At 33.2% G+C, this 12,969-nt stretch carries 12 protein-coding genes; 9 read left to right on the forward strand and 3 right to left on the reverse strand.

Going from position 1 to position 12,969, the window contains the following annotated elements; genetic code table 11:
• The first annotated feature begins 121 nt into the window (after window positions 1-121).
• On the forward strand, window positions 122-1,411 hold the full coding sequence (locus tag LUA86_RS09830; protein WP_231460450.1) for an aminopeptidase P family protein: 1,290 nt from the start codon (window positions 122-124) through the stop codon (window positions 1,409-1,411).
• Window positions 1,412-1,505: 94 nt separating this feature from the next.
• On the opposite strand, the gene meaB is transcribed toward LUA86_RS09830, so the two are convergent.
• Window positions 1,506-2,411, reverse strand: coding sequence for a methylmalonyl Co-A mutase-associated GTPase MeaB (meaB, locus tag LUA86_RS09835; protein WP_231460451.1), 906 nt, complete (start codon window positions 2,409-2,411; stop codon window positions 1,506-1,508).
• A 75-nt stretch (window positions 2,412-2,486) separates the two neighbouring features.
• On the opposite strand from meaB, the gene LUA86_RS09840 reads away from it, so the two are divergent.
• From LUA86_RS09840 to LUA86_RS09870, 7 genes are all read left to right on the forward strand, one after another.
• The gene (locus tag LUA86_RS09840; RefSeq protein ID WP_231460452.1) at window positions 2,487-3,362 is read left to right on the forward strand and encodes a glycosyltransferase family 2 protein; all 876 of its coding nucleotides are present in this window, start codon (window positions 2,487-2,489) and stop codon (window positions 3,360-3,362) included.
• Window positions 3,363-4,349, forward strand: a complete 987-nt coding sequence (locus LUA86_RS09845) for a glycosyltransferase family 2 protein (protein WP_231460453.1) — start codon at window positions 3,363-3,365, stop codon at window positions 4,347-4,349. It begins immediately after the preceding gene.
• Window positions 4,350-4,478: 129 nt separating this feature from the next.
• A complete protein-coding gene (locus LUA86_RS09850) occupies window positions 4,479-6,305 on the forward strand; it encodes an ABC transporter ATP-binding protein (RefSeq protein WP_231460454.1) in 1,827 nt (608 codons plus the stop codon).
• Between the two features lies 1 nt (window position 6,306).
• Window positions 6,307-7,110 (forward strand): hypothetical protein, encoded by an 804-nt coding sequence (locus LUA86_RS09855; protein ID WP_231460455.1) that lies wholly within the window; start codon window positions 6,307-6,309, stop codon window positions 7,108-7,110.
• Window positions 7,080-8,000 carry a glycosyltransferase family 2 protein gene (locus tag LUA86_RS09860; RefSeq protein ID WP_231460456.1) on the forward strand — a complete coding sequence of 307 codons (921 nt, stop codon included), beginning with the start codon at window positions 7,080-7,082 and terminating at the stop codon, window positions 7,998-8,000. The genes LUA86_RS09855 and LUA86_RS09860 overlap by 31 nt, the downstream gene beginning before the upstream one ends.
• 13 nt (window positions 8,001-8,013) lie before the next feature.
• Window positions 8,014-8,955, forward strand: coding sequence for a glycosyltransferase family 2 protein (locus tag LUA86_RS09865; RefSeq protein WP_231460457.1), 942 nt, complete (start codon window positions 8,014-8,016; stop codon window positions 8,953-8,955).
• A gap of 13 nt (window positions 8,956-8,968) precedes the next feature.
• The gene (locus tag LUA86_RS09870; RefSeq protein ID WP_231460458.1) at window positions 8,969-9,895 is read left to right on the forward strand and encodes a glycosyltransferase family 2 protein; all 927 of its coding nucleotides are present in this window, start codon (window positions 8,969-8,971) and stop codon (window positions 9,893-9,895) included.
• On the opposite strand, the gene LUA86_RS09875 is transcribed toward LUA86_RS09870, so the two are convergent.
• The gene (locus LUA86_RS09875; RefSeq protein WP_231460459.1) at window positions 9,890-10,768 is read right to left on the reverse strand and encodes a glycosyltransferase; all 879 of its coding nucleotides are present in this window, start codon (window positions 10,766-10,768) and stop codon (window positions 9,890-9,892) included. The two genes, LUA86_RS09870 and LUA86_RS09875, sit on opposite strands and share 6 nt — an antisense overlap.
• Before the next feature lie 161 nt (window positions 10,769-10,929).
• Here LUA86_RS09875 and LUA86_RS09880 point away from each other — a divergent pair, with 161 nt between their 5' ends.
• On the forward strand, window positions 10,930-12,012 hold the full coding sequence (locus LUA86_RS09880) for an acyltransferase (RefSeq protein WP_231460460.1): 1,083 nt from the start codon (window positions 10,930-10,932) through the stop codon (window positions 12,010-12,012).
• Window positions 12,013-12,014: 2 nt separating this feature from the next.
• Here the strand turns inward: LUA86_RS09880 and LUA86_RS09885 are convergent, their stop codons facing one another.
• Window positions 12,015-12,710: a bifunctional 2-polyprenyl-6-hydroxyphenol methylase/3-demethylubiquinol 3-O-methyltransferase UbiG gene (locus LUA86_RS09885; RefSeq protein WP_231460461.1), complete on the reverse strand. Its 696-nt coding sequence runs from the start codon at window positions 12,708-12,710 to the stop codon at window positions 12,015-12,017.
• Between the last annotated feature and the right edge of the window lie 259 nt (window positions 12,711-12,969).

Below are 12,969 nucleotides of genomic sequence, written 5' to 3' on the forward strand. Positions count from 1 at the left end.
TAACTGCAAAATTAAACAAAATATTAAATTTTCAAACTTTTATACAAACTCCGTTCCAAACTTCACTATCCTTTATCATTTTCTTACATTTGGCCATTACCTGTTTTACACTATAATAATTATGAAATATCCCCAAATCAATCAGGATTTATTTGTTTTAAATAGAAAAAATTTCGTTAAACATTTAAAAGACAACTCATTAGCTATATTTCAATCGAATGATGAATTCCCTAGAAGCGGCGATCAAAACTTCATCTTTAAGCAAAATCCCGATTTATTTTATTTATCGGGTATTGACCAGGAACAGACAATATTGCTGCTTTATCCCGATTGTCCTAATCCTTTGTATAGGGAAGTCCTATTTTTAAGACAGACCAACGATTACATAAAAGTTTGGGAAGGATATAAGTATACAAAGGACCAAGCCATGGCTTCATCGGGCATTAAAAGCATTTATTGGCTAGATGATTTCGATAATATATTACACAGCATAGTTAACTACGCAGACAATATTTATTTAAACGCAAATGAAAACGATAGATATGCGCATACAGTTCCCTATCGGGATATCAGATTTATAAATGATATACGAACTAAATATCCATTACATCATTTAGAGCGTTCTGCTCCCATTATGCGCCAGCTTAGGGCTGTAAAATCTGATGTTGAAATAGAACTAACAAAAAAAGCCTGTGCAATTACCCGTGATGCTTTTGTGAGGGTTTTAAAATTTACAAAACCAGGCGTTAAAGAATATGAGATTGAAGCTGAAATTATCCATGAATTTATCCGCCAGGGCGGAACCGGACATGCCTACACGCCAATAATTGCCTCCGGCCATAATGCAAACATTTTGCACTACAATGATAACAACCAGGAATGTAAAGATGGTGATGTAATCTTATTTGATTTTGGAGCAGAATATGCGAATTACAATGCAGACATGAGTCGCTCTATACCGGTTAGCGGTAAATTTACAGACAGGCAAAAACAGGTTTACAAAGCCGTACACCATGTAATGAAAGGCGCTACTAAATTGTTGGTTGATGGTGCCGTTTGGAATACTTATCATGAACAAGTTGGCGAACTTATGACCGAACAACTCGTTAATCTTGGTTTGATATCAACTGATGATGTAAAAAAACAAAATCCTGCTTGGCCAGCTTACAAGAAATATTTTATGCATGGAACATCGCACCATTTAGGTATTGATGTTCATGATTTTGCCGGACGGTACACGCCATTTGCCGTTGGAAATATATTAACTGTAGAACCTGGTATTTATATCCCTCAAGAAGGTTTGGGCATTCGTTTGGAAAATAACATCCTAATTACATCAAATGGCAACATCGATTTAATGGCCGATATACCTTTTGAGGCTGATGAGATTGAAGATATTATGAATGGTTAAAAATGGCAGTGCTATAGTCTAAAGATTGCTTCGTTCATCGTAGTAACGGCCGCCACATCGTCAATGCGAGGAACGAAGCAATCTCCTCACAAAACTAATTTTGAGATGATTGAAATTCATCAGCAAAACGATAGATATTAAAATTATCATTTTTTAAAGCTTCGCGAACGGCATCGCGGAGCTTTTTTTTGTCTATATTTTTCATTTTTTCCTGCTGGATAAGCTTAAGGGCTTTTTCGGCAAATAAAAATATTTTCCTTTCTGATTGATTATCGATATCAGATTTCATCATCCAATTGCACAAATCATCAATACCTAAACCTTTATCGGCAATTGTTTTAAAAACAGATAGCTCTTTAACGCCCTGATGAACCATCTTTTTGAGGTTATTAGCAAAAGTATCGGCACCTTCCCTATCTGCCTTGTTCACCACGAAGCAATCTGCAATTTCCATCAATCCAGATTTTATATTCTGAATTTCATCGCCCGATTCGGGTACCAAAACAACAATGGTTTTATCAGCTAAACCGGCAATCTCCACTTCAGATTGCCCAACACCAACCGTTTCCACCAAAATTAAATCGAAATTGCTGGCTTTTAAAACATCAACCATTTCAATTGTTTTTACCGAAACACCGCCTAATGCACCACGGGTGGCTAAAGAACGAATAAAAACATTGGGCTTATTAAACTGATTAGCCATTCTGATTCTATCGCCTAGCAAAGAGCCAAAATTAAATGGCGAAGTTGGGTCTATCGCTAAAATCGCTATGCGTTTATTTTGTTGTGTAAAATGGTCGGTAATGGCATTTACAAGCGTACTTTTTCCTGCTCCAGGTGGCCCCGTTATACCGATAACTTTAACATCTGTTTTACTATCCAATTCCCGCAAAATCGTTGCCGATGGCGAAATATTATTCTCAACCAAACTCAAAGTTCGGGCAAGTGTTTTAATATTTCCCTGCTTAATTTCGCTTATTACAGATAGACTGGTATTCATCAATAAAACTATATTTGTACAAATAAACAAAAATATAAACCGTTAAGAATCTAAAATCATCAACTAATTTTTTAAATGAAAGTTACCGGATTTACCTTTATCAGAAATGCAATTTCAAACGATTATCCGGTACGGGAAGCTATACTTTCTGTTTTACCCTTATGTGATGATTTTGTAGTTGCCTTAGGGAATTCGACCGATGAAACTTCGGCTTTGGTTAAAAGCATCGACCCGAAAATCAGAACCATTAACACAATTTGGGATGACAGCCTAAAGGAAGGTGGTTTCGTTTTTGCCGATGAAACTAATAAAGCCATTGCCGAGATATCCAAAGATACCGATTGGATGGTTTACATCCAGGGTGATGAAGCCATTCACGAAGATTATTTGCCTTTGATAAGGAAAGAAATGGAGCAGGAGCTAAACAACAACAACGTTGAAGCGCTGCTTTTAAAATACAAACATTTCTATGCTTCTTACGATTACCTTGCGGAATCGAGAAGATGGTACAGACGGGAAGTCAGGATTTTAAAAAATCTTCCTGGCATACAATCTTACCGCGATGCGCAAGGCTTTAGAATTAACGATAGGAAGTTAAAAGTTAAATTAATTGATGCCTACATTTACCATTATGGCTGGGTAAAACCTCCTAAAGGATTACAAGGCAAGGTTAGAAATTTTAACCAATATTATCAAACTGAAGAATGGATTGAAGAACGTTATCCGGTTCAAAATTCGTTTGATATGCATAATGCTGATAGGTTGGTACATTTTAATGGAAGTCACCCAAAGGTGATGACCGAAAGAATTGAGGCAGCCAACTGGAAGTTTGAGCAGGATTTAACCAAGCTTCCATCAAAAATGAATTTTAGAAGAAAACTGCTGCAAAAGATTGAAGACCTAACCGGTTTGCGCTTATTTGAGTACCGTAATTATAAAATTGTGAAATAGATGCAGAAAAGCGTTTCAATTGTAATTCCGAATTATAATGGCAAGCATTTGTTAGAAAATTATCTGCCATCGGTATTTACTGCAGCCCAAAATGCAAAAACTGATTTTGAAGTTATTGTAATAGATGATGGCTCGAAAGATGATAGCATCAGTTTTATTCAACAAGTTTACCCCAACATTAAACTTCTAGTTAACGATAAAAACAGAGGTTTTTCTTATACCTGCAACCATGGCATCCGCGAGGCGAAATATGAATTGATTTTACTTTTAAATTCGGATGTGAAGCTAACACCAGATTATTTTGAGCAGCAATGGAGGTATTTTGAAAAACCAGACACTTTTGGGGTAATGGCGAGAATTATGAGTGTTGATGGTAGTAAAATTGAAGATGCTGCCCGGCTTTTATATTTCAGCGGTTGCCGAATTAAAGCCAGTAAGTTTTATTACAGCGAAAACCCAACGGATGATAATGTTTATACGGCTTATCTTTCTGGTGCAAATGCTTTAGTTGATGCAAAAAAACTGAAAGAATTAGGTGGTTTTGATGAAATTTTCTCGCCATTTTCTTCAGAAGATTTTGATTTAAGTTTAAGGGCATGGCAATTGGGTTGGAAATGTTATTATGAGCACCAATCAGTTTGTTATCATCACGTTAGTGGAAGTACCAAAACGCAGATAAAATCAAACTTTATTAAGAAAATATATTACCGAAATCGCTTTTTATTACAAGCAATTGAGTTAAATGGCTTGCGCTTAACTTTATTACCATTGCATTTGCTTTTTGCCGAAATTATACCAAAAATACTGACCGGTAAATACTGGATTTGGAATGCTTTACAGGAATATAAAGATTTAAAAATCGAGATTGAGGCAAGCAGAAATAGACTAAGCAATTTAAAGAAGAAGAACAATTCTACTATTGATGTAAGCGGCATTATGCAAATCATCAATCAATCGCTTGAAGGTAAGAACATAAAACGATTGTAATTTTAAACCTGTATGGCTGTGAAAAACTTATAGGTCTGTTTCAAAACCGTACATTTGCAAAGTTTAAATTTGGTTTCTTGGATACATTTTTAATCCTTATTCCATTTTACATATACCCTTTTACATAAAATGAAGACATATTTTCGTTTATTATCTTTTGCAAAACCGATTGAAAAGTTTGCTATACCTTATGTTATCGCAACGCTTTTTGCCATAATATTTAATACATTTCTATTTACTTTACTAGGGCCTTTAATGCAAGCTATTTTTTTAAAAGATAGTACCACAAAGCCTTTCACAACTTCAGGAGAGCATTCTTTATTAGATCCGAGAGAGCTTTTTCAATCTTATATTGATAAAATTACTGCACAACATGGCGATGTTTATGCCCTTCAGATAATTTGTGTAGTAATTGTAATTACCGTTTTTCTTGCAAATTTCTTCCGTTATTTCTCTCAACGTTATATGGAAGATTTAAGAGTACATACCCTACTAAATCTTCGCAAAACCGTTTTTAATAATGTGATGAATTTACATGTTGGTTACTTTAATAACGAAAGAAAAGGAGATATTATTTCTAAAGTTGCCTCTGATGTTCAGGTTGTACAGTTTACGGTAACCAATACACTACAGGTAGTTTTTAAAGAGCCTTTACAATTAATATTTTTCATTGCTGTATTGTTGTCTATATCAGTTAAATTAACTCTGTTCTCATTGTTGATTATTCCGGTTTCAGGTTTTATCATCAGTAAAATAGTGAAAAGGTTAAAGCAACAAGCTACGCAATCACATGAATCTTTTGCAAAAATGATTGGCTTTCTGGACGAATCTTTAAGTGGCATAAAAATCATTAAAGCCTTTAATGCATCAAACAGAGTTAAGGAAAAATTTGGAGAAGAGAACAAATTCTACTCTTTTTTAAATCGAAAAATGGCAAGAAGGCAACAGCTTGCTTCTCCAGTATCGCAAACTTTAGGCGTATTGGTTGTCGTATTTATTTTGCTTTATGGCGGAACCATGATTTTAACCGGTCAGGGAAGTTTAAATGGCGGTGAATTTGTGGTTTACCTTGCTACTTTTAGTCAGGTTATGCAACCCATTAAGGCATTAACAGATTCGTTTAGCGGCATCCATTCTGGTATTTCGGCTGGAGAGCGTGTTTTAGAATTAATTGATACAAAACCAGAGCTTAATAATAAGCCAAACGCAGAATCCTTAAATACTTTCGAAAAATCGCTAGTTTTTGAAAATGTAGCTTTTAATTATGGCGAAAAACAAGTTCTAAGAAACATTAATTTAACGATAGAAAAAGGACAAACCATTGCTTTGGTTGGTCCATCAGGAGGCGGAAAAAGTACGCTGATGGATTTGATTCCGCGTTTCCACGATCCAAAATCAGGAATTGTAAAAATTGACGGTATTGATTATAAAGATTTAACGGTTGAAAGTATTCGAAGCAATATGGGTACGGTAAACCAAGAATCTTTTCTTTTTAACGATACTATTTTCAATAACATTGCTTTTGCCAAGCCAGATGCAACCGAAGCAGAAGTTATCGCGGCAGCAAAAATTGCCAATGCGCATGACTTTATCGAAAATACCGAAAACGGCTATCAAACTTTTGTGGGCGATAGAGGTAACAGATTATCAGGCGGACAGAAACAACGGGTTTGTATTGCAAGAGCGGTTTTAGCAAACCCACCGATTATGTTGTTGGATGAAGCAACATCTGCATTAGATACTGAATCAGAAAAATTAGTACAGGAAGCTTTGAACAATTTAATGAAGAATAGAACTTCAATCGTGATTGCACACCGTTTAAGCACCATACAACATGCTGATAAAATTGTTGTGATTGATAAAGGCGAAGTAATTGAAACAGGTTCTCATCAGGATTTGATGCTTAAAAACGGCTTATATAAACGATTAATTGATATGCAAGCCTTTAACGATTAAAATGAGCACAAGCATTTTAAATATTGCCACTTCGATTCAGGCAGAAAATTATGCTTTTGAATTTTCGGTGTGTACGCTTGTTACCCGTAAGCAAGAGTACAATGAAATGCTTCAATCATTTTTATCCAAAGGCTTTAGCAATGATAAATGTGAATTTATTTATGCCGACAACACTGAAAAAAATAATTTTGATGCCTTTTCTGCTATTAATTTATTTTTAAAGAAAGCAAAAGGGAAGTATATCATAATCTGCCATCAGGATGTTTTAATTAATCAAGATGGTTATGAAGATTTAATAAATTGCCTGGCTAAGCTTGATAATTTAGATACCGCTTGGGGTGTTTGCGGGAATGCTGGGGCCGCCGGACCAAACCATATTGTGTATTATATTTCTTACCCAGACGGAACCTTTATGAACAAAGGCAAATTTCCTTTGAAAGTAACAGGTTTGGACGAAAATTTTCTGCTGGTAAAAAATAGCGCAAACCTTAAAGTTTCGAATAATTTAAATGGCTTCCATTTGTACGCAACTGATTTAGTATTGCAAGCCGAATTGAATGGCTTTTCATCTTACGTAATCCCTTTTAACCTCACGCACAAAAGTCGTGGAAATCGGGATGGCGATTTTTTCCGAATCAGAAAAGAATTAATAAACAAATATAATAGGTTTTTTAGAACGCGTTGGATACAAACGAATTCTACGGTTTTTCATTTATCAGGTTCTTTTTTAGGCAAGTTAACCGGAAATGGTTTGTTCTTGTTTTTTGTTAGGATGTGGAACGGATTACAAAAGCGCAGAAAATAATGGATGTGAAACAACCGCTTGTTTCTATTGCTCTATGCACTTACAATGGCGAGAAATTCCTTGCCAAACAACTTGATTCCATTCTAAATCAAGATTACCCGAATGTAGAAATCATCATCAGCGATGACTTATCTAATGATGGAACTGCTGCTATTTTAGAGGATTATGCAGCAAAAAATCGAAATATTAAATTCTGGATAAATGATTCTAATTTAGGTTTTAACCAAAACTTTAAAAAGGCGATTAATAATTGTGTGGGCGATTTTATTGCAATTGCAGACCAAGACGACATCTGGCTCGAAAACAAAATTACACTCTTGATTAAAAACATCGGAGATGATCTTTTAATTTATCACGATTCGGAATTTATAGATGACCAGGACGTGCCGACAGGAAAAAGTACACTTTCTCATCACCGATTTGTTAAAGGCAATTGTAGTAAAAACCTCCTTTACTATAATTGTGTTTCTGGCCATACCTGTTTATTTAAAAAAGAACTTTTAAAACTTATCCAAAATTTCCCTTCAGGACTTTATTATGATTGGTGGTTGGCCTATACAGCAGCTTGCACCGGTAAAATAAGCTATTTAACAGATAAACTTGTGCGCCACCGTAAGCATACAGAAAGTTCAACAAGTAAAGATAAAATTGAGGCAAAATCACTAAGAAAAATGCATCTGAATCTATTTTTAAGTCATCCACTAACGCCAAAAAAACTAAAAGAATTTATTCAATCTTTATTAATTGGTTACGATGAATTAAATAGGAATACTTTCTCCTTAAAACTTTTTACACTGCTGTTAACAAATTTCACATCCCTTTATTACATCAGAAAGCGTTCAGTTTTTTCGTTATTGAAGATAATGTATAGAGAAAGCAAATCGAATTAGTTAATTTTGAACCATGTTAAATCTGCCTTTGATAAGTATTGCCGTGTGCACCTATAATGGGCAAATTCATATACATGAACAACTGCAAAGCCTAGTCAATCAAGATTATATTAACAAAGAAATTATTATTGTTGATGACAGATCAACAGACGGTACTTTAGAAATTTTGAAAGATTATGAGCAAAAATTTTCATTCGTAAAGATTTATCAGAATCCAACAAATTTAGGCTACATAAAAAACTTTGAAAAGGCAATTTCTTATTGCAATGGTGATTACATTGCTTTAAGTGACCAAGATGATATTTGGGATTTACAAAAACTAAGTAAACTTAAGGATAGCTTTAATCAAGCTTCACTTTTAATATATCATAACTCAGCTTTAGTTGATGAGAAAGGAAAATTGCTTAATAAAACGCTTTCGCAAACAATAGGTTATCTTGATAATAATGACGGTAGAAATTTATTGTTAAATAATTGTATTGCCGGTCATTCAATTATGTTCAAAAGAGATTTAAGAAATAAAATTTTACCTTTTCCTAATACAATTCCTCATGACCATTGGCTAGCTTATGTCGCAACTGTTACAGGACAGATACAATATCTTCCCGAAACTTTAGTCGAATACCGTCAACATAATTTTTCCTTAACATTTACGGAGCATTCAAAAGACAATCAACGACTAGTAGTTGAAAATAATGATAAAAAAGCTGAAAAATTAAACTTAAACAATCTGAGGATTAAGCATTTGATAACAATCAAATCATTTTACGAAAATGATAATAAGGAATTAAAGTTCATCAATAAGATAATTCGGTTGTTAGTGAACAAACCTAAAAATGGATTTGCCTTTTCTTTATTCTTTTTTTTAGCTTGCCACCAACAGCGGCTGTTTAAATTGTACCACAAATCTTTTTTAAGCACGTTGATTTTAATAATTAAAGAGTGTAAAAGTTAATCGTTTAAAGCTGATGACATTCCAAAACCCAAAAATCTCTATTGCGATATGTACTTACAATGGTGCTTTATTTATAAGAGAACAACTAAAAAGTATTCTTGATCAAACATACCAAAATTTAGAAATTATCATAATAGATGATAAATCTAGTGATGAGACCGTAAAAATCTGTAAATCTTACAATGACAGTCGCATTCATATATTTTCAAATGAGATAAATTTAGGATATACTAAAAATTTCGAAAAAGCTATTACAAAATGTTCTGGTGAATACATATGTTTATGTGATCAAGATGATATTTGGAATTTAAATAAAGTCGAAACATTACTAAATGAAATAGGCACTAATCAATTAATATATCATGACTCTAATTTTATTAATGAACACGGTGAAGTATTAAATGTAGCTTCGATGGCTAATAGATACCATATGTACCAAGGTAAGGATGCTTTGCCATTTTTGCTATTCAACTGCATATCTGGGCATGCGTCGATGTTTAGGCAAGAATTAACTAAGCATTTATTGCCTTTTGACACAAGATTCTTTCATGATTGGTGGCTAGCCTATGTAGCCGTTAATGTTGGTACTATTAAATTTATTGACAAAATTTTAGTCAGCTATCGCCAGCATACGAATAGCATTACAGATAATTTAGGTTTAAAACCTGACATAAAAAATACAGGCAAACGGGTTAAAATTAACCTAAATTGGATAAAAAAATGTTCTGATTATCCAAACAATAAAAATCCAGAGCTAATACAGCAAGCGTACTACACTTTTAAAATGCTATTGTCTGGTAAGAAACGATTGAGTGCATTTTTATTTATCGTTAGGCATTATGACAATCTATTTTTTATCGCTAACCGAAAGAAAAAAAGCTCAGTAAGTAAGATAAATTTTGCAAGGAAGTTAAGTTTAGCTAATTTGAATGAGTTATGAGCTCGACACTTTTCTTATCAAATAGCGGTTTAGTTTTAGAAATAAGGCGAAGTTATATCTTCTGATTCCATTCTTTATCCATAATACCTTAAAAAGTTGTCTCTTTGAAATTCCGTAGAATAAGGCTTTATTTATAAAATCTTTAAATGTTCTTTTCTCAATACCTTGCAAAGTTTTATTATCTAAGTCAACCGTTGTAATTGGTAAAAATATGCTCCATTTTTGATGAAGTTTGATGATTTCATTTAACCAGGATCTATTAAAATTGCCTTCAGAAAAATGCTGCAAAAGGATATCGTAACGGACATTGATTTCATATTTTTTCCCAACTTGTAATGAAAAATCAATATCATAAGCATGAAAACCTTTAAAAATCTCCTCATCAAAAGGATTTTCAAATACTATTTTTTTTAAAGCACAAAACCATACACCATCAACGCAGGCCACTTTGGTAAATTCTTCCTCATCCGGATTTCTTGTATGATGTAGCTTCGTTTTATCAGAAAATTTAAATGTTTGAATAATATTGCTTCTTTCTGTATTTTCTGAGTTGCTATGCCACCCAGATGGACTTAATGCCTTATAGACACTGCCAGCTATCCCTAAAAGTCCTAATTTAGTATTAGCAATAAAGGCTTGATTAACGATTTCGCCCCAACCATGAGTTTTTATATTAACATCTTCATGCATAAAGCAGAGTAATTCATATTTTGCCACTTTAGCGCCGGAGTTATAGAGTTCACAAAGACCTTTTTTACCTTCACCGTTTTCGAAACTTATAATTTCGAATGGTACTCCAATAGTTTCGGTAATATTTTTAGTTACATTTTCTAGAAAGTGAGGATCCGTTGAAGATATAATTATTGATATCATCGTAAAGAATTATATAAGAATAAATGTATAAAGCTAACGAAAGTAAGTATTTGAAAAATATATTCTGCAATTACACAAATGTTAAAAATGTTTTTTCCTAAGGAATGGATTACTTAAAAAAGCAATAATCAATCAATAGTTCTTATTATTGCAAAATAATTATGTCAGATCCTATTAAAAAAGAAAAATTAAATTACGATTTCATTGATTCGCTAAGATTCATAGCAATTATCACAATTGTTTTAGAACATACTTACATGTGGCCGGAGCCTAAATTCTTTAAGGATGTTATGGAGCAATCAATTCAGCTCTTCACCATGCAGGTTTTTAAATTCGGTACAATATTGTTCTATTTACTTGCAGGATTCCTGATTGGTGAAAAAATTCATACAACAACTTCTTTACAATACTTAAAAAGACGATTTGATGGAACCTTTAAACCTTGGTTATTTTGGATAATTGTATTTTTAATTCTAATATATGCCAATTTACTTGTTGTGTATTTAAAGGGAAGTTGGTCGCCAATGTTCGAGAAACCGCTTTGGGGTTTAGCCAACCAGATTTATGACATTATAGTTAAAACCAGTTTTTGGTTTATTCTCAATTTCCTTGGAAGTATTTCACTTTTATTAATATTTAGAAAATACTTGTATAAATATCAACTCGGTATATTTTTAGGCATTTGCTCTGTTTTTTATTCTATTAATCTATATCATGAGTGGATTTACAGTACGCATACTACAGCCATTTTTGGATTTGTATTTTATTTGTGGTTAGGTGTTATACTTCATAAATATTTTAAAGAATTTAATGAATGGATTAAAAGACGTTCTGTAATCATATTAGGCTTAGCTGCAACGATTACTTTAATAATTTCGTGCTGGGAAAGTTATTATTTAATTAATGCTAATATACAAGGCGATCCTTATAATACATTAAGATTTTCAAACATCATCTACTCTCTGGTTTGCTTTTTGTTTTTGTATCGCCTTGGGAACCCAAAATGGATAAAAAAGTTGAATCCAAGAAGCAGCACTTATGGAATACACTTAATCCATTTTATAATTATTATGCAAATATTGCCTCAAATTTTTAATCCTTTAAAAATCGGGCCAGAAGGGAAGACCTCATTTGAATTAGTAATTCTTCAATACGTCAGATTTTTCATTGTGTATTTAGCTAGTTACTTTATTGTTTACGTCATCAATAAATTCGATAAAATAAAATGGATAGTTGGACAGTAGTGTTAATTTGCTTTCTTAAATAAGTAAAAAACTGCCGTATCACCTCTTCCCTCTGCGTTCAATTTAGCTGCTTTAGTCTGGTAATTTTCTATCTCTTCTTCAGAAAAATATTTTTCTACTGGGTAAGCCAGTCGATTATTTTCTTCGGGAAAAAGCGGAATATCCTTTTTGTATAATTCACTTGCCCAAAACTGAAAACTTAATGAATCAAAAAGTTTATGTCTAATCTCATAACCTGTTTCTTCCGCCAGAATATTCATACTTTTAACAGTATGCAGAAAAAAATGTCTTGGTGCATCTAGTTGAACCCAATTTTCCTTGTATATTTCAAAAGCTTCTGCGATGATTGGAATGGCAATTAACAAGCATCCTTCATCTTTTAGAAGTCTTCTACAATTTTTTAGAGCATTCTGTTGCTCTGGCATGTGTTCCAAAACATGATTCATAATAATTAAATCATAGTTGTTAGGTTTAAGTTCTTCAATATCTTTTTTCAGTATACGAACGCCGAAGCCATGATCAATTTCTTGAGGAATAAATTTATCAACACCTTCAATATTTTCGAAACCAAGATTGAATAAATCGCAAATCTGCCTTCCTTTCCCACAACCTACTTCCAAAATTTTATTAGAAAAATTTACATCAATAGGCTTCAAATAACGTAGGGCTGGACGGTCCTTTTTGAAAAGCTTTTTCAACCTGAAGTTACCTACAATTCTTTTTATAAATGGCTGCCGTTTTAAGGGCGCCGTTTCAGCATTAAAAGAATAATAATATGGGGGATAATATTTATCAATGTTTTGAGGAAACTCGGCAATTTGTAAACAACCACAGCTTGAGCACTGGTTGTAAGAGAATTCATCTCTAAACCCGAACATCATTTCTTTAACAAGGTAGGTATCTGAAAAAGGCGAGTAACAAATTTTACATAATTCGTTGCTCACCTTTAATGCGTTT

Source organism: Pedobacter sp. Leaf132, assembly GCF_920984695.1.
In the GTDB taxonomy this organism is placed as follows: domain Bacteria; phylum Bacteroidota; class Bacteroidia; order Sphingobacteriales; family Sphingobacteriaceae; genus Pedobacter.